18 protein-coding genes and 1 other RNA gene are annotated in these 16,147 nt (G+C 45.8%); 10 read left to right on the top strand and 9 right to left on the bottom strand.

The annotated features are described in order from the left end of the window. Positions 1-272: 272 nt before the first annotated feature. From KFF44_RS15595 to KFF44_RS15585, 3 genes are all read right to left on the bottom strand, one after another. Entirely contained in the window at positions 273-989 is a 717-nt protein-coding gene (locus KFF44_RS15595) for a Bax inhibitor-1/YccA family protein (protein WP_255935928.1), read from the bottom strand. A gap of 79 nt (positions 990-1,068) precedes the next feature. After that, positions 1,069-3,627, bottom strand: a complete 2,559-nt coding sequence (locus tag KFF44_RS15590) for an ABC transporter permease (protein WP_255935926.1) — start codon at positions 3,625-3,627, stop codon at positions 1,069-1,071. Beyond that, entirely contained in the window at positions 3,627-4,364 is a 738-nt protein-coding gene (locus tag KFF44_RS15585; protein ID WP_255935925.1) for an ABC transporter ATP-binding protein, read from the bottom strand. Before KFF44_RS15585 ends, KFF44_RS15590 begins: the two co-directional genes overlap by 1 nt. 140 nt (positions 4,365-4,504) lie before the next feature. Here KFF44_RS15585 and KFF44_RS15580 point away from each other — a divergent pair, with 140 nt between their 5' ends. Continuing rightward, on the top strand, positions 4,505-5,209 hold the full coding sequence (locus KFF44_RS15580; protein WP_255935924.1) for an arylesterase: 705 nt from the start codon (positions 4,505-4,507) through the stop codon (positions 5,207-5,209). Positions 5,210-5,243: 34 nt separating this feature from the next. Further along, positions 5,244-5,789 carry an RNA 2',3'-cyclic phosphodiesterase gene (thpR, locus tag KFF44_RS15575; RefSeq protein ID WP_255935923.1) on the top strand — a complete coding sequence of 182 codons (546 nt, stop codon included), beginning with the start codon at positions 5,244-5,246 and terminating at the stop codon, positions 5,787-5,789. Positions 5,790-5,817: 28 nt separating this feature from the next. Here thpR and KFF44_RS15570 read toward each other — a convergent pair whose 3' ends face one another. The 3 genes from KFF44_RS15570 to KFF44_RS15560 form a co-directional block, all read right to left on the bottom strand. Continuing rightward, positions 5,818-6,783, bottom strand: a complete 966-nt coding sequence (locus tag KFF44_RS15570) for an alpha/beta fold hydrolase (RefSeq protein ID WP_255935921.1) — start codon at positions 6,781-6,783, stop codon at positions 5,818-5,820. A gap of 116 nt (positions 6,784-6,899) precedes the next feature. Continuing rightward, positions 6,900-7,772, bottom strand: coding sequence for a fructosamine kinase family protein (locus tag KFF44_RS15565; protein WP_255935919.1), 873 nt, complete (start codon positions 7,770-7,772; stop codon positions 6,900-6,902). A 13-nt stretch (positions 7,773-7,785) separates the two neighbouring features. Then, positions 7,786-8,262: a low molecular weight protein-tyrosine-phosphatase gene (locus tag KFF44_RS15560; protein ID WP_255935917.1), complete on the bottom strand. Its 477-nt coding sequence runs from the start codon at positions 8,260-8,262 to the stop codon at positions 7,786-7,788. Positions 8,263-8,354: 92 nt separating this feature from the next. Between KFF44_RS15560 and KFF44_RS15555 the strand changes: the two genes are divergently transcribed. After that, positions 8,355-9,062 (top strand): NAD-dependent deacylase, encoded by a 708-nt coding sequence (locus KFF44_RS15555; protein WP_255935916.1) that lies wholly within the window; start codon positions 8,355-8,357, stop codon positions 9,060-9,062. A gap of 41 nt (positions 9,063-9,103) precedes the next feature. After that, positions 9,104-9,394 (top strand): 4a-hydroxytetrahydrobiopterin dehydratase, encoded by a 291-nt coding sequence (locus KFF44_RS15550; RefSeq protein WP_255935914.1) that lies wholly within the window; start codon positions 9,104-9,106, stop codon positions 9,392-9,394. Here KFF44_RS15550 and nudC read toward each other — a convergent pair. After that, positions 9,391-10,326 carry an NAD(+) diphosphatase gene (gene nudC, locus KFF44_RS15545; RefSeq protein WP_255935913.1) on the bottom strand — a complete coding sequence of 312 codons (936 nt, stop codon included), beginning with the start codon at positions 10,324-10,326 and terminating at the stop codon, positions 9,391-9,393. The genes KFF44_RS15550 and nudC overlap by 4 nt on opposite strands. A gap of 126 nt (positions 10,327-10,452) precedes the next feature. Between nudC and ffs the strand changes: the two genes are divergently transcribed. From ffs to KFF44_RS15515, 6 genes are all read left to right on the top strand, one after another. Then, positions 10,453-10,550: signal recognition particle sRNA small type (gene ffs / locus KFF44_RS15540), an RNA gene on the top strand. Positions 10,551-10,646: 96 nt separating this feature from the next. After that, positions 10,647-12,473, top strand: coding sequence for a DNA polymerase III subunit gamma/tau (locus KFF44_RS15535; RefSeq protein ID WP_255935912.1), 1,827 nt, complete (start codon positions 10,647-10,649; stop codon positions 12,471-12,473). Between the two features lie 48 nt (positions 12,474-12,521). After that, entirely contained in the window at positions 12,522-12,845 is a 324-nt protein-coding gene (locus KFF44_RS15530; protein WP_255935911.1) for a YbaB/EbfC family nucleoid-associated protein, read from the top strand. Positions 12,846-12,848: 3 nt separating this feature from the next. Beyond that, positions 12,849-13,394, top strand: a complete 546-nt coding sequence (locus KFF44_RS15525) for a hypothetical protein (protein ID WP_255935907.1) — start codon at positions 12,849-12,851, stop codon at positions 13,392-13,394. Between the two features lie 101 nt (positions 13,395-13,495). Then, on the top strand, positions 13,496-14,101 hold the full coding sequence (gene recR, locus KFF44_RS15520; RefSeq protein WP_255935906.1) for a recombination mediator RecR: 606 nt from the start codon (positions 13,496-13,498) through the stop codon (positions 14,099-14,101). 9 nt (positions 14,102-14,110) lie between these two features. Further along, the gene (locus tag KFF44_RS15515; RefSeq protein ID WP_255935904.1) at positions 14,111-14,491 is read left to right on the top strand and encodes a GFA family protein; all 381 of its coding nucleotides are present in this window, start codon (positions 14,111-14,113) and stop codon (positions 14,489-14,491) included. A 12-nt stretch (positions 14,492-14,503) separates the two neighbouring features. On the opposite strand, the gene KFF44_RS15510 is transcribed toward KFF44_RS15515, so the two are convergent. Both KFF44_RS15510 and dapE read right to left on the bottom strand, forming a co-directional pair. After that, positions 14,504-14,860, bottom strand: coding sequence for a hypothetical protein (locus tag KFF44_RS15510; protein WP_255935902.1), 357 nt, complete (start codon positions 14,858-14,860; stop codon positions 14,504-14,506). 127 nt (positions 14,861-14,987) lie between these two features. Further along, positions 14,988-16,145, bottom strand: coding sequence for a succinyl-diaminopimelate desuccinylase (gene dapE, locus KFF44_RS15505; RefSeq protein WP_255935900.1), 1,158 nt, complete (start codon positions 16,143-16,145; stop codon positions 14,988-14,990). Positions 16,146-16,147: the final 2 nt, after the last annotated feature.

The raw sequence follows: 16,147 nt of genomic DNA, 5'->3' as shown, positions 1-16,147 counted from the left end.
CCGCCTTTACAAATTTACTCTTGATCGGTTGCAATAAGTGTTGTCCAACGAATATGTCGGGACAGTGGTACCGGATTTCTGGACCCTGAATGTTATCAAGAAGTCCAGATATATTGATCCTCAATTATGTATTTAATAAATCATTGAGTGTATATTTTGTCAATATATAATTACTACATATGTAGTTTTAATGTTGTTATATTGAAGGCATTCATAATAAAAAAGCCCGGACAAACCGGGCTTTTAAGAAATGTAAATTACATATTCTAGTTTTAGTCGCGATCACCAAGTAGAGATAGAAGATACTGAAATAGCAGTACAAAATCTAAGTACAATTCAAAGGCACCCATAATTGCGCCCTTTGCTTGGGTTTCACCAGTTGCCATTAGGTAATAACTGTTCTTGATTTTTTGGGTGTCATAAGCTGTTAACCCAGCAAAAATCAAAACACCTGCGACTGATTTAATAAAATACAACATGTCTGATTGTAAGAAGAAATTTACAACGCCGGCTATTATCAAGCCAAACACGCCCATATATAGGAAGGTCCCTAAACCAGAGAGGCTTTTCTTCGTTGTATATCCATAAAGGCTGAGGGCACCGAAGGATGCGGCCGTAATGAAAAATGTTCTAGCGATACTTTCTTGGGCATAAACCATAAAAATTACTGACAGAGAAAGCCCTACTGCAGCTGCATATGCCCAGAAAAGCATTTGTAGCGCGCCAGATGATAATTTATTAACACCAAAGATCATGACGAGCCCGAATGCTAAGGGCGAAAACATTACTATATAAGCAAGGTTACTTCCAAAAATGGTTTGTAAGAGTGCAGGGCTACTTCCAACAAACATTGCAACGATGCCTGTCAAAAGAACACCAGACGCCATGTAATTATAGACTTTGAGCATATAGGCACGAAGACCCGCATCAAACTCTTTCGCTTGTGCGTCCGTGCTTGCCCCATATGCAGTATTAAAACGATCGACCATTTCTGCTCCTTAAATATGGTTAGATTTCTTTATAATATGGGTTGAAAGCCGATTTTTTTCAACCCAAATCCGTATGGTTCTATTCGCTGCGTAGCACTTCGTTTGGTTTTATCGATAGTGCGCGGAAGCTTGCACCCAGACCAAAGATGATGGTGACAGCCAGGCTAACCGCCACAATCGTCAGCATAGGGCCTGGTAATGCACGGAATTCAGATTCCCATAATTGTGTGATCACCAGCCATCCGGCGAGGGTACCAAGGCCAAGGGCAATCAAAGCCGTAATCAGCCCAATTAAGGTATATTCGAGTAAATATGCCCGTAAAATCTGACTTCGAACGGCGCCAACAACCTTTAGAATAACAGATTCGTAAACCCTCTGCCTAAAGCCTGCTGCGATCGCACCTGCAAGCACAAACACGCCTGAGAATATCGCAACCAAACCCGTTGCTTCCACAGCGATAGAGACCTGAGACACAATCGTGTTCACGCTCGATAAAACTTCTTTCATGCGAATAGCTGTGATGTTTCTAAACTCGCGGGTCAGTGTTCTATAGGCAAGCTTCTCTGTTTCGCCGTCAGCTTTCAGTGTTGCTGTATAGGTGTGCGGTGCGGCTTTTAACGTGTATGGGTCAAATAGTATAACAAAGTTAAACCCGAAGGTTCCCCAGTTGATCTGACGTGTTGAACGAATGGTTGCAGTAATTTCACGCCCAAGGATAGAGATGGTCATCGTATCCCCAACTGATAACCCAAGTCCGTCAGCGGCTTCTTTACCAAGGCTGATTTCAGGGCCGCCAGCATAATCTGCTGGCCACCAGTCACCGTCAACAATTTCGTTGCTTTCTGGAAGATCAGACTGATAGGTAAATCCACGATCGCCCCTTAGAACCCAGCGATACTCGCTATCTGGAACTTCATACTCAGAAGCATCGATGCCTTTCACCTTAGTAACCCGACCACGAAGTGATGGGATAGTCTCTACATCCTCAACACCTTTGATGCTTTTTGCAGTTTCTTCAAAGGCATCAACCTGATTGGATTGGATATCGAGTATGAAGAAAGCAGGCGCTTCTTCAGGAACTTCAGTACCTAGTTGGCTCTGTAAATTACCTTCGATCAGGGTGATCGTAGCAAATAGTGTTAGGCCGAGACCAAGGGAGATTACCACAGCACTGGTAGCTGACCCCGGTCGGTGTAGGTTTGCGATCGCCATTCTAACCAGCGCATTTTTTGAGCGTGGCAACCGGGCAGCAAGCCTTTGCAATAGCCAGCTTGTAAACAACAAAATCGCAAGAGCGGCCATCGCTGAAAGTAAGAATCCAAATGCGAAAGCTGGATTGTTAGCCAAGCCAACGGCCATTGCGATCACACTTGCCACGGCGAGGGAAATTAACAATAAATAGCTTAGCCTTGGTCGCCCTGTTTCGGGTGCAACGAGTGCCCTGAACAAGCGGACGGCTGGCAAATCACGGGCTTTGCCCAGTGGCCATGCTGTGAAGGCAACTGTAATCATCAGCCCATATGCAGATGCGAGAGAAAGTGCCGCAGGATATATGCCGCCTTCAGGTTTTATTGGGAGTGTATCTGGCAATACGGAGGCAAGGATTGACGGCATAAATGCACCAATCGCCAGCCCAAGAATAATTGAAAGAATCCCAATGAAGATGACCTGCATAAAATAGGTGGTAAAAATCGTTTGCCCGTCAGCACCCAGAATTTTCATCGTTGCAATCGTGCGTGTTTTACGGTCCATATAACCTTTAACCGCATTTCCAACCCCAACACCGCCTACAATAAGGGCTGCAAGGCCGACGATCACCAAAAACTCGCCCATGCGGTCAATGAAACGCCTTAGGCCTGCCGCACTATTACTGCGGTCGCGAACGCGCCAACGCTCATCTGGCCATGTTTCCTTGATTTCTTCGCGCATTGCTTCAAGGTCGGTTTCTGGTGCAACACGAATTTTATAATAGTAATTAACAAGACTGCCGAGCGTTATCAGCCCTGTTTTATCCATTGCTTCCCTGCGGATAAGAACTGATGGGCCAAGTTGAAAGCCTTGATTGGCTTTATCTGGCTCGCGGTCGATGAAGGCTCTGATATCGGCCTGAATATTCCCGAAAGTTAGCGTGTCACCAAGGCCAATATTCAAGCGTTCTGCCAAAAGTGGGTCAACGGCAGCGCCCCATGTTTCGCCGCGCTTATCAAACAGTGCCTTATTATCGAGCTGTGGAGACGTGTCCAGCGTACCATATAATGGATAAGCTTCATCAACTGCGCGCAATTCCACAAGCGTTGAGGTATCACCAGTTGCTGTTAATGACTCGTCCCCTTCAATGCGCGCCATGGTTCTGAGTCGGGCAGAAACGGAGACTTCACCTTGATCTTGTGCCCATTTTAATAGTTCTGGGCCGGGGTCACTTTGGAAGCTGTTGACTTCCATGTCACCGCCGAGAATGGTTTGACCTTCGCGCTCCAACCCTTCTTCAATTGCTTTTGTAAGGGATGCAACTGTCGCAATTGCGGCCACACCGAGTGTAAGGCACGCAATAAAAATACGAAAACCACTTAAGCCACCACGCAGTTCCCTAAGTGCAAATCTGATGGCGATCGGTAAATTGATTGATCTGGATAACATCAGCTGTTCACCCCAGAAGACTGTGACGACGTGATGTTGATCGATTGAGTATTTCCGGTGTCATCAATAATTTTTCCGTCTGCCATCGAAATTACCCGATCACACTTGTCCGCGAGTGAAGGATCATGCGTTACCAGAATAAGTGTCGATTTACGCCGGTTGGACAGGTCAAAAATTAGGTCAATGACATCATGGCCCGTTTTGCCGTCCAGATTGCCTGTAGGTTCATCACCAAACAAAATGCTGGGTTCTGGTGCAATAGCGCGGGCCAGGGCTACACGCTGTTGCTCGCCGCCGGATAATTGCGCGGGATAGTGGTCCATTCGGTGCGCTAGGCCAACAGCCTCCAACTCATGTGCTGCGCGGTCAAACGCGTCATTCACTTTTGCAAGTTCGAGGGGCACAGCAACATTTTCAAGCGCTGTCATGGTTGGGATAAGATGGAATGCCTGCATCACGATACCAATGCGCGATAGGCGGTGGCGCGCCAGATCGTCCTCGTCGGCGCCGCCAAGATTAAGCCCATCAACCCAAACGTTTCCGCTTGTTGCTTGCTCTAGGCCTGTCATCAAGCTCATGAGTGATGATTTTCCTGAACCACTTGGGCCAACGATGCCAATGGTCTCTCCGCTCGTGATATCAAAACTGAGGCTCTTCAGAATATTTACAGGGCCCGCCCCGGACTCGAGCGTTAAAGAGACATCTTCAAGTTTGATGATAGTTTTTTGATTATGCATTGTATTTTTATCCTTCGCTGCCATCTTATTGTTATAAACTGAATGCAAACTGTTATTGTTGGAAAATTCGTTTATAGTGCTTACTCGTTATCTGTAGCTATTATTTGCTTATATCCCAGTGGTTCCCCGTAGGAGTTTTTATGCGTAACTCACTAAAACACAACAGTACCTTAATCATTTATCGCAGAGTCTTTACGATATTTTTTGCATTATGGGTCACATTTGCGTCATTTGGTGCTGCTGGTGCGGTGGGTCAAGGAAATGCTGAAAAAAAACCTATTGAGATTGTTGCCTTGGGTGACAGCCTGACAGCAGGGTATGGCCTGGGCCCAGGTGAAGGATATACTGATCAATTACAAAATTGGTTGAATGAAAATATGGAAGTTCCTGTGAAGGTTATTAATGCGGGTGTTTCCGGTGATACATCAACAGGTGGTCGTTCACGCATGGACTGGGCAATTGCCCCAATAAAGGGCGGTAAACCTGATCTGGTCATTCTGGAGCTTGGTGCAAATGATGCCTTGCGCGGTGTATCACCCGAAATTACCCGCGAGAATATCTTTGCTATGGTCAAGGTTCTTAAGGAACGTGGTATTCCAACGTTAATCGCTGGTATGCTCGCTACACCAAGTTGGGGGAAAGATTATGGTCAGAAATTTGATACTATTTTCCCTGATGTAGCACAGGAATATTCTGTGCCGCTCTATCCCTTTTTTCTTGATGGTGTGGCAGCAGACCCAGCCTTAAATCAGGATGATGGATTGCATCCCAATGTAAAGGGTGTTGCTATTATCATTGAAAAAATGGGCCCGGTGATCAAAGAACAACTGGAGGCGGGCCTTTAATATCGGTCAGCCTCAATAAGCCTCGGGGTGTTTTATGCTACGTTTATTCGTTGGTTTAGAAATACCAGCATCGATGATAGATGCTTTAGAGCATGTTCGGGGCGGGGTTGAAGGCGCACGTTGGCAAAGGGATGATCAACTGCATCTGACGCTTGCTTTCATCGGCGAGATTCCAAATAAGCAATTGGGTGAGATTGTGGATACTTTATCGCAAATTCGCTTTGAACCATTTGATATGGCCATTAAGGGTGTTGGGTGTTTCGGCAAACCGAAAAAACCAAAATCGCTTTGGGCCGGCATTGAAAATAAAAGGCCAGTTGCGCACCTACATGAAAAGATAACACATGCTTTGATGCAAATTGGCTTGGATATGGAAACGCGAAAATTTACCCCGCATATCACATTGGCGCGTTTTAAACGCGGCACTGATGCTAGGATTGGTGATTGGCTAAGCACTAATGATTGCCTGACCAGTAGCCCGGAAACAGTTTCAAATTTTACTTTATTTTCAAGCCAATTGACCAGCGAAAGCGCTCATTACGCTGTTGAGGCGCAATTCGGTGGTTTTCCTGTTTCTTAAAGTCGAGCTGAAATCAATAAGGGCCACACTATTTCAGCTCTTTGAATACTTCGCCAGGCGGTGGGCCGCTGCTTCTTTTTACAGGATCCCAATTCAGTGTTTCGTCGGAAACGTTCGCATCTTCAATGCCGTTTAAGCGATTAGACAGCTTGCGTATTTCCTTCATTAAAGTTGGCTGTGAGTTCCATGGCAGGAAATGATCAACACCTTCCAGTGTTACAATCTCAAGCGGTGCTGCATTGATAAATGTTTTTTCCATATAGGGAACATTTGCGTAAGGAACCAAGCTGTCATCTGTTGCATGGATGATGGTTACCGGCTGAACGATTTTGTCCAGCTTGGTTGAAAGCAAGTTCAGTTCGCCTTCTAGCCAAATTAGCTCCTTGTTTGAATTACTGGCCGCTTTCGGAAGTAACCATGAAATCGGCGGCGTATTTCCCACATACTGTATGAATAATACATCCTCAAGACCGGGGTCTACGGCACTGGCCAGTTGAATAACAGCTCCAACCTTATCGGGATAATTGGCCGCGGCTGCTGCTACAATAGGCCCGCCGAGCGAATGGCCGACTAAAATTGGTGGTTTGCCATTTCCGCTTTCTAATAAGGGCAGTAATACTGCTGCTTGTTCATCAAGCGATACGGTAGCACGCTTGGGCCGGGTTTTGCCGAAACCAGGTCTGTCGATGGAAATGAACTCCATGTCTTTGGGTGCGTTATATAAATATTCAATCCATCCCGCGGCATCACCGGGTGTTCCGTGCACAAAAATAACCCTTTGTCCTTCAGGATTACCATTGATCAAGTAACTAAGGTCAAAATTGCGGACACCGCTATTTACCTTTATAGTTTTACGGTCAATGCGATCATTGCTGTCAAAACTACTTTCAAAATCTGGTAAAATGCTTGAGCAGGCAACAAGGAGCATTGGAACAAGAAGTGCCCAGGTTTTTTTCTTCTTTAATAAGCTTAAAGGGTTTTTGTATTTCATCATTCGCTCGCTGTGGGCTATTTGGCCTGTTTCTGTAAATATAAGGACATATGTGCGAAGACCAAGTGATGATAAATCACTTTTGTTTGAGCGCTTTCTCTAAGTAATACCGTGTAGACTTAGAGAAAGTGATCCATAATAGTCTCCGCATCACGAACATAACCGCCGCCAAACAGTTTAATATGCACCAATAGCGGCCATAGTTGGTAGATCGCTTTGCGCTCTTCGTGAAAGCCCGTTTCGATTTTGATAAACTGGTTATAGGCGTCAAAGAAAATAGAATCGAGGCCGCCCATCAGATCAACAAATGCCAAATCCATTTCATGATGCCCATAAGAAATAGCGGGATCAATAAAACCTGCGATTTGGTTGTCTAGAAAAAGTAAGTTGCCGCGCCAAACATCGCCGTGCAGAAGCGATGATTTCGGATTTGTGGGTAGAAAGTCAGCAAGTTTCTTGATCAAGGCATCCAGTTTATGCATGAAGTCACTGTTAACTCGCCCCGTTCGTGCAATTTGATCGCCCATTGCAAATAGTCTGTTTTGGGCAAAGAAGTCGACCCAGTTTGCACTTTGACTATTTCTTTGTTCAAGCGGTCCGATGAAAGTATCGGTGTCAAAGCCAAAGGGTTCTTTTGCGTTGGTATTCGAGGCTATGTGGAGTTTGCTGAGGTTCTCCGCAACGCTGGTTGCAGCAGCAGATGGGTCAGTAACTTTGTTATTAACGATGAATTCTATGACGAGCAGACCAGCTTCCTGATGTAGAACCGCTGGAACAGGCACGCCAGATACCGCCCTAAGGTGTGTTAACATGGCGGCTTCGGTTCTGGTCGTGTCTGGTTGATCCATGCGTGGGCGTTTTGCAACTATTTCCCTGCCATCTTCTAGCGTAATTTTTGATACGTCTGCGATGTCACCGCCGTCAAGAAAACGAGACTTAACAGGACGAGACCCAAGTGCTTTTTCAAGGTTTTTTGCAAATGTACCAGCCATAATTCTTCCTGTTTTATGATTTCAGTTTTGCATCAATGATCGTTTGTAATAACGCGTTTGAAGCATCCACAGCTGCGGCGTAGCATTGGTCAAATTGACTGTGGTGCCCATAATATGGGTCTGGCATTTCATTGATTGGAATGTTTTTGGCGTGACTTAAAAACAAGCTAAGTGCTGCCTTGCCACCGGCACGGCGTGATTTTAAGTCGCGCATGTTTTCATTATCCATCGCGAGGATATAATCAAACTCTTCAAAGTCTGATGTTGTTACCTTGCGGGAGCGCTGCCCAGAAATATCAATACCGTTTTTACGCGCAGTTTCCTGCGCACGCGGGTCTGGCGGCGACCCTGCATGATAACCAATTGTGCCTGCACTATCGATGTGAAATTGATTTGATAGGCCTGCATCAGTAACAGCTTTTCTAAAGGCCCCTTCAGCCATCGGTGAACGACAAATATTCCCCATACAAACAAATAGTACCTTGATCACCCGATGCTCCCGCTTGTGATTTCCAAAATAAGAAGTACCTTAGAGGAAATGAAAACCAAAATGGAAAATCTCTCAATAGATAAGTTGAACCCATGCAGCAATATCGAAATATAGTCATTCTAACAGGTGCAGGTATCTCAGCGGAATCGGGCGTCGCGACATTTCGCGATAATGGGGGGCTATGGGAAAATCATAGAATTGAAGAGGTTGCAACCCCAGAGGCATTTGCAGCCGATCCAGTACTTGTTCATAATTTTTATAATATGCGCCGTGCGCAGTTACCAAATGTCGACCCCAATCCAGCGCATTTCGCCCTCGCGAAGCTAGAGGCTGAATTGGATGGTGGGTGCACAATTGTTACTCAAAATGTTGATAATCTTCATGAGCGCGCTGGGTCCCAAAATGTCATTCATATGCACGGTGAACTTTCAAAACTGCGCTGCAATGTTTGTTTGACAGTACATGATTGGGAAACAGATTGTTTCATAGATACACCGTGCCCTGCTTGTGACCAAAACGCACTTCGCCCCCATATTGTCTGGTTCGGTGAAATGCCGTTTTTTATGGATGAAATATATGGATTGTTAAGGAGTTGTGATCTATTCATATCGATCGGCACAAGTGGTAATGTTTATCCTGCTGCCGGGTTTGTTAGTGAAGTCATGAGATTGGGGAATGCGCATACCATCGAGGTCAATCTGGAGCCAAGTGAAGGAGCCAGTTTGTTCACGGAATGCAGGCACGGCAAGGCCGGGGATTTATTGCCAGACCTTGTTGATGAAATTATAATGCGAGATTAAGCCCGCTGGGGATCAGGTTAAGCAGTAATAAAGGAAAATCCATGAGTAATCAGTTCACAGAACAAGAAATAAATGATGCCTTGAGTACGCTCAAGGGTTGGGAATATGTTGCTGAAGATAAAGCGATTAAAAAAACATTTCTCTTTAAGAACTTTTCTGAAGCTTGGGGGTTTATGAACAGGGCCGCACTTCTTGCAGAAAAAATGGACCATCACCCTGAGTGGTTCAATGTCTACAACAAGGTTGAGGTCACGATGACAACCCATGATGAAGACGGTGTAACCCTCAAGGACATTACGATGGCAACCGCAATGAATGGTTTTGCCGCTTAGGGTGAATTAATAAGCCATTGTTCGATAAGGGTTCGGGCAATGGCGATTTCCGGCGGTAACATCAAATCAAAATTTTCTCCGGAACGAGATTTCAAAATCTCGTCTCTATGAAACCATTTAACATCTTCAAGCTCACCGTCATTGATTTTGATATCCGTTGTTTTTGCTTCCGCAATACACCCAATCATCAAACTCGAAGGCCAGGGCCAAGGCTGGCTGGTTATATAATGCACATCGCCAGTTTCAATACTGGCTTCTTCAAAGCTTTCACGCGCAACTGCGGCTTCGATTGTCTCACCAGGCTCCATGAACCCCGCAAGTGCAGAGAAAAACCCTGGTGGGAAGTGCGGACCGCGCCCCATAAGAACGCGGTCACCATCGGTGATCAACATAATGACCACAGGGTCAGTTCGAGGGAAGTGACTGGTGTCACATGCCGGGCACTTACGTTCATACCCGGCTTTAACTATTTCTGTTTTTGTTCCACATTTGGCGCAAAATCCATGGCTTTCATGCCAGGACAGCATTGATTTTGCTTGTGCTATGATACCAAGTGATGGGTGCGATTGCTTGTTGGTTCCGTGAGCGAGGGCAGTTAATTTCATTGCGGTTGCCCGGACATCACGGAACTTGCCGCCTTCAAACATGCCGTCAAAATCATCGGGGGCACCGTTCAAACTTGCTGCATAGCGCATCTCACTGTTTTCAAGGCCTAGAAAAATGGTCTCTAGCACAGGCAAGAACCGAAGGCTCGACGGCGAAACCCAATGTATATCACCAACCTCATCGCCTAATATTTCACCACTTGCAAACAATAAGCATTTAGAGGTTTCTGCCCGAAAATGAGTACCAAAAATCTCTGGATCGGTTCTTAGGTGATCTGCGCGGTCAAGGGCGTTTTCCGCAAATGCAGGGGATGGGATATTGGTCATGTAAATTACCTTATTTTTTCTGCCCGAAGCTTAAGTGATTACGGGTCGATAGCAAGACCATAGTTTCTCAAAATATATTTTGATGATTCTACTTGCAAAATACTTGTAAAAAAGCCATATACCCGTCCGGGAGAGCAGGCGGACAAGCCCCTCGCCAATCCGGTCAGGTCCGAGAGGAAGCAGCCGTAACGAGTCCGGTTTGGGTCGTTTTGTTCTCCCACCTTCCAGAATTCAATAAAACAGTATTCTTTTGTGAAAAGTCTTTTCGCAGCCATTTGATCCTGCTAGTCATGTATCTAGGTTTCAGGGAGCAAGACAAAATGGCAGAAGATCAAAATACTCAGGAATACCGTGTACTCGCGCGGAAGTATCGCCCTGCTGATTTTGATAGCCTTATTGGTCAGGAAGCCATGGTTCAAACGCTTTCAAATGCGATTGATACTGGCCGCCTCGCCCATGCTTTTATCCTGACGGGCGTTAGAGGTGTCGGCAAAACAACAACAGCCCGGATTATTGCAAAAGCGCTTAATTGTCTGAATACAGATGGTCCGTCGATTAACCCCTGTGGCACATGCGAAAATTGTACCTCGATTGCCGAATCGCGTCATGTTGATGTTCTCGAGATGGATGCCGCCTCCAGAACCGGTGTTGATGATATCCGCGAAATTATTGAAAGTGTGCGCTATGCGCCCGTATCTGCGCGGTTTAAGATTTATATTATTGACGAAGTGCACATGTTATCCAAATCGGCGTTTAATGCGCTTTTGAAAACGCTTGAAGAACCACCAGCGCACGTTAAGTTCATTTTCGCGACCACGGAAATCCGAAAACTTCCTGTGACTGTGCTTTCACGGTGCCAACGATTTGATCTGAAGCGTGTGGAAGCTGAAACCCTGATTGCGCATCTTGCAAAACTGGTTGCTAACGAAAACTGTGAAGCAGAAGAAGGGGCCCTTAAGCTGATTGCACGCGCTGCAGAGGGGTCTGTGCGTGATAGCCTGTCACTGCTTGATCAAGCGATTGCCCACGGCGCCGGTAAGGTAACCGAGGGGCAGGTTCGTGATATGCTCGGCCTTGCGGATCGTGCGCAAATCCTTGATCTGTTTGAGCAGATTATGAGCGGGGATATCAAGGCTGCAATCACTACCCTACGTGCACAGTACGACCGTGGTGCAGACCCAAGCGTGGTGATTAATGATTTGCTTGAGGTCGCGCATTGGCTAACACGCCTCAAGGTAACCCCTGATACGGGTGTTGATACCTTGGTATCTGAAGCAGAGAAATCACAGGGCGGTGCCATGGCCGAAAAGCTTGGCATGCCGCACCTCACACGTGCGTGGCAGATGCTCCTAAAAGGACTGGGTGAAGTCAGAATCGCACCGAGCCCGATTGCTGCTGCCGAAATGGTTTTAATCCGCCTTGGATATGCTGCGAATGGGCCTAGTCCCGCTGATCTTGTTAAAAAACTTCAGTCTGCTGGTGCTGGTGCACCGAATTCGGGTTCAACAGGTGCTATGGCGCAAACGGGTAATATGGCACCGCAGGCTAGCATAGCAGGAATGCAAACGGGTTCAGCGCATAATGCTGGCATGCAGCCAACGATGGCCCAAGCCAGTCAGGTATCCGCCCAGCAATCTGGTGCGCAGGTCCTTGCATTCAAGCAAAATGATGCGGGTGACCACGCCAAATACCCAATGCCAATCAGTTTTGAAAAAATGGTCGAGATGTTTCGGCATGAAAAAGAAGGAGTTCTTGCTGTTTCCTTGAAGGATCATGTGCGGCTGGTGGACTTTCAACCCGGTAAGTTAACGATTAACCCATCGAAGCGCGCACCGCAGGATCTGGTGATGCGGGTTAAACTATGCCTTAAGGAATGGACTGGCGAAGATTGGATCATCGCGATCGAGAAAGAAGGCGGCGATACCACCATCCGGGATAAGGAAATCGCCCGCGACAAGAAAATGCGCGATGAAGCGCTTGAGGAACCTATCGTGAAGGCCTTAATGGAAACCTTTGAAGGGGCTGAATTATTAGCGGTCCGAGAATTTATGGATGCCAGTGATGACCTTATGATGGGAATGGCAAATGACCAGGAAATCAGTGATGCCAGCACAGAAAGTGATGAAGCATCCGATTTTGATTTTTAATCAACACGATATTTATAGATACGAATTAGTTTCGGTTTGGAGTGGAAGATGAAAAACCTTTCAGAGATGATGAAAAAAGCGCAGGAAATGCAGTCCAAAATGGGCGAAATGCAGGCGCAGATGGATGAAATGGAAGTGGAAGGCGTGGCAGGTGCTGGCCTTGTAAAGGTTGTGCTGTCGGGCAAGGGTGATATGAAATCGCTTTCGATCGATGATAGCCTGTTTTCAAGTGAAGACAGGGAAGTCTTGGAGGACCTGATCGTTGCAGCCCACACGCAGGCAAAGGCCCGCGCAGCCGATATGATGCAAGAACGTATGAAAGACCTGACGGGAGGCATTCCGCTGCCTGATGGGTTTAAAATGCCATTTTGATTTATGAGTTTGCTTGAATTTTATATAACTCTCTTCTTTTGTGGAGCATTTATTTTATTATTCAAAGTAATTCGTTTTGGTATCCGTAATGACTCTAAGATTAGACCTGAAAGCATGCCATACAATGAGTATGTGATGGCTCAGAATTATAAAGATCAAGCTTTTCATGCTGATGAAAAATGTACCAAAGAAGCTGAATTATTTGAGAAAGAACTAGAAGTCTTAATTGATACCGCTAGGAAAAAGCCAATAAATGATGCCGTTTTTGACCTGTTGTTTGTTAGGCATGCGCTTGGGGGTAACATATTGAAAAGCGTGGAAATAGATTTGTATGAAACATTGGGCGATTTGTATTCAAAGTACGAAATCGACGGCGCCTCTAATAAATACAGTAAATTATTGAGTGTGTCATACGATGCAGCTAATTCAGCATGGAACGAGATTGGTGGTTGGGAAAATGCTTCAGAAAAAATACATGAATTGTGCCCAGGTTTCAGCAAAGAAAACTATCATAGGGTTTTGACGCATGCATACCTATCGACCAAATAGAGATGATAGGATAGTAACTTTAAGATATAAGAGATTGATAATTTACTGACCCCCATTCTTCCATCATATAAACGGGCAATAGATGTTCAAAAGAGAGATAAATGCCTAAATCCCACGGTTCCGATATTGATGTTTTGATTCAGTTGCTTGCAAAATTGCCGGGGCTTGGGCCGCGATCTGCGCGTAGGTCGACGCTCCAACTCTTGAAGAAGCGCGAGAGTGTGATGCTTCCACTCTCTGATGCGCTCAGAAACGTTGCGGATTCGATCCGTATCTGCACAAATTGTGGCAATATTGATACATCAGACCCATGCCATGTCTGCATTGATGCACGGCGTGATCAGACAACGGTTTGTGTTGTTGAGGATGTTGCTGACCTTTGGGCACTTGATCGCTCGGAAACATATCGCGGTCTTTATCATGTACTGGGCGGGACTTTGTCCGCACTTGATGGAATTGGTCCTGATGATCTTAATATCGATAACCTGGTTGCGCGTGCGGCTTCGGGCGGGGTGAAAGAGGTTATCCTGGCATTGAACGCGACGGTAGACGGGCAAACAACAAGCCATTATCTTGCGGAACGACTTAGCGATTTTGATATAAAAGTAACGGCGCTTGCCCATGGTGTCCCTGTTGGCGGTGAATTGGATTATCTGGATGATGGAACGCTGGCCGCAGCCCTGAAGGCACGCGGGGATGTAACGTAGGAAGCGGGTATGGACACTAAAATTACTCATAAAGGGGGGTGCCACTGCGGCGCTGTTAAGCTTGAGGTTCAGGCCCCAAAGGATATTGAGGTTTTAAGGTGTTCATGCAGTATTTGCAGCATGACAGGGCACCTTCATCTGATCGTTGACGAAGCAGATTTTCAATTGCTTGAAGGTACTGATGCCATTACGGAATATCGTTTCAACACGAAAACCGCGCGGCACCTGTTTTGTAAAAAATGTGGTGTAAAACCGTTCTATAAACCCCGTAGTCACCCGCATGGTTGGTCTGTAAACCTGAATGTTTTGGACCAGACTACTTTTGATACTGTGAAGGTTAAGGAATTTGACGGTGCAAACTGGGAAAAAAATATCGATCAAATTCGATAAGGTTCCGTTCGTTCACGCGCAACTATTATGGTTTTGCCCTATATTTTCAGCGATTTCATAAACCACTTCGCCAGTTGAGCGGAAAACACAGTGGTTTGAAAAACTATCATAACTGCTTAGGTAAAAGCGTCCGCGGTATGTATGTTCATGATCTGAGATTTTAAGGTTAAGATACTGCCTGTTGATAAAGGCATCTTTGAGATAATCTGGCATATCAGAGCCGCAGCAGGTGATTTCACCCATGATTACAAGGCTGTGTAAATCCAGAAAGGTTGTTATGATTGAATGTGCGGGTACCGAGCCAAGGCATATTTGATTTTTGCCATGGATATCTTGCCATATTTCATAAGTCTTTGTGTCTTCTGGCACGATAAAAGTCCCCAGACGCTATACTCTACACTACCGCGACTATACACCGAATGACGACTTTTAGAAACCTAAAATTGAATTACTCTATGAAATATATTAACTTAGCAGTTATCTCACATAACTTATCTTAACTTGCCAAGTCTTTGATAATGTCTTTGTAAATGTTGGTCAGCATTTGAATATCACTAACCGCGACATGTTCGTCGACCTTATGCATGGTGGCACCTACAAGGCCAAATTCAACCACAGGGCACATGTTTTTAATAAACCGGGCATCGGATGTACCGCCTGTTGTCGATAGTTCGGGTTTGCGTCCTGTATGGGCTTCAACTGCCTTTGATACCGCATCAGATAGAGCACAAATTGGTGTCAGGAAACTATCACCAGATACCCACCAATGAATATCATAGGGAACATTCGCGCGGTCCATCCGGCTAATCAGTTCTTGCTGAAGGCTTTCGGGACTAAACTCATTATTGAAGCGAATATTAAACCGTGCTTTTGCTTCGGCCGGGATAATATTGTGGCTCTCATTCCCAACATGCATATCGACAATTTCCAGATTGGAAGGCTGGAAATGTTCGTTACCATTATCGAGTGGTTCTTTATTTAATTCTGCGAGTACTTTAACGAGATCAGGGATCGGGTTATGTGCCATATGCGGATAAGCAACATGCCCTTGTGTACCAGTGCAGGTAACATAACCATGCATACTGCCGCGGCGACCAATTTTAATCATGTCCCCCATTTCATGAGGGTTTGTTGGTTCGCCTACGAGACAATAATCGATCTTTTCCCCGCGTTCGCGCATCCAATCAAGAACTTTGGTGGTGCCATTGATCGCAGGGCCTTCTTCATCGCCTGTAATTAAAAGCGATATTGACCCGTTGACGGTGTCTGCGGCATCCAGTGTATGTGCTATTGCAGATACAAAGGCCGCGATAGCGGATTTCATGTCTGAAGCGCCGCGGCCATATAATTGACCGTCTCTGATTTCAGCGGCAAATGGATCAGCGCTCCAGAGCCCCTGTGCACCAACAGGAACAACATCAGTATGCCCCGCGAAGCAGAAGTTTGGGCTTGAGGTGCCACGCCTGGCATAAAGGTTAGCGACAGGCTCTGTGCCTTCTTCTTCAAACACTAATTTATGGCAGGTAAAGCCCATTGGCTCTAATAAACTGGATAAATAATCCAGTGTATCGCCCTGATCAGGTGTGATGCTCTCAAAGCGAATAAGAGCACGCGATAGTTCTACAGGATCATGGACGATACGTGAATTGGTCATAA

This window comes from Kordiimonas sp. SCSIO 12610, from assembly GCF_024398015.1.
Lineage (GTDB): Bacteria > Pseudomonadota > Alphaproteobacteria > Sphingomonadales > Kordiimonadaceae > CANLMI01.
This window is presented reverse-complemented; position numbering and strand designations above follow the sequence as displayed.

Bases quoted from the DNA above. Each gene is read 5' to 3' on its own strand.
- KFF44_RS15530 (WP_255935911.1), top strand. From the start codon at position 12,522: ATGAAAAACCTTTCAGAGATGATGAAAAAAGCGCAGGAAATGCAGTCC.
- KFF44_RS15535 (WP_255935912.1), top strand. From the start codon at position 10,647: ATGGCAGAAGATCAAAATACTCAGGAATACCGTGTACTCGCGCGGAAG.
- KFF44_RS15595 (WP_255935928.1), bottom strand. From the start codon at position 989: ATGGTCGATCGTTTTAATACTGCATATGGGGCAAGCACGGACGCACAA.
- KFF44_RS15570 (WP_255935921.1), bottom strand. From the start codon at position 6,783: ATGATGAAATACAAAAACCCTTTAAGCTTATTAAAGAAGAAAAAAACC.
- dapE (WP_255935900.1), bottom strand. From the start codon at position 16,145: ATGACCAATTCACGTATCGTCCATGATCCTGTAGAACTATCGCGTGCT.
- KFF44_RS15585 (WP_255935925.1), bottom strand. From the start codon at position 4,364: ATGCATAATCAAAAAACTATCATCAAACTTGAAGATGTCTCTTTAACG.
- KFF44_RS15590 (WP_255935926.1), bottom strand. From the start codon at position 3,627: ATGTTATCCAGATCAATCAATTTACCGATCGCCATCAGATTTGCACTT.
- KFF44_RS15580 (WP_255935924.1), top strand. From the start codon at position 4,505: ATGCGTAACTCACTAAAACACAACAGTACCTTAATCATTTATCGCAGA.
- thpR (WP_255935923.1), top strand. From the start codon at position 5,244: ATGCTACGTTTATTCGTTGGTTTAGAAATACCAGCATCGATGATAGAT.
- KFF44_RS15565 (WP_255935919.1), bottom strand. From the start codon at position 7,772: ATGGCTGGTACATTTGCAAAAAACCTTGAAAAAGCACTTGGGTCTCGT.
- KFF44_RS15555 (WP_255935916.1), top strand. From the start codon at position 8,355: ATGCAGCAATATCGAAATATAGTCATTCTAACAGGTGCAGGTATCTCA.
- KFF44_RS15550 (WP_255935914.1), top strand. From the start codon at position 9,104: ATGAGTAATCAGTTCACAGAACAAGAAATAAATGATGCCTTGAGTACG.
- KFF44_RS15515 (WP_255935904.1), top strand. From the start codon at position 14,111: ATGGACACTAAAATTACTCATAAAGGGGGGTGCCACTGCGGCGCTGTT.
- KFF44_RS15525 (WP_255935907.1), top strand. From the start codon at position 12,849: ATGAGTTTGCTTGAATTTTATATAACTCTCTTCTTTTGTGGAGCATTT.
- nudC (WP_255935913.1), bottom strand. From the start codon at position 10,326: ATGACCAATATCCCATCCCCTGCATTTGCGGAAAACGCCCTTGACCGC.
- recR (WP_255935906.1), top strand. From the start codon at position 13,496: ATGCCTAAATCCCACGGTTCCGATATTGATGTTTTGATTCAGTTGCTT.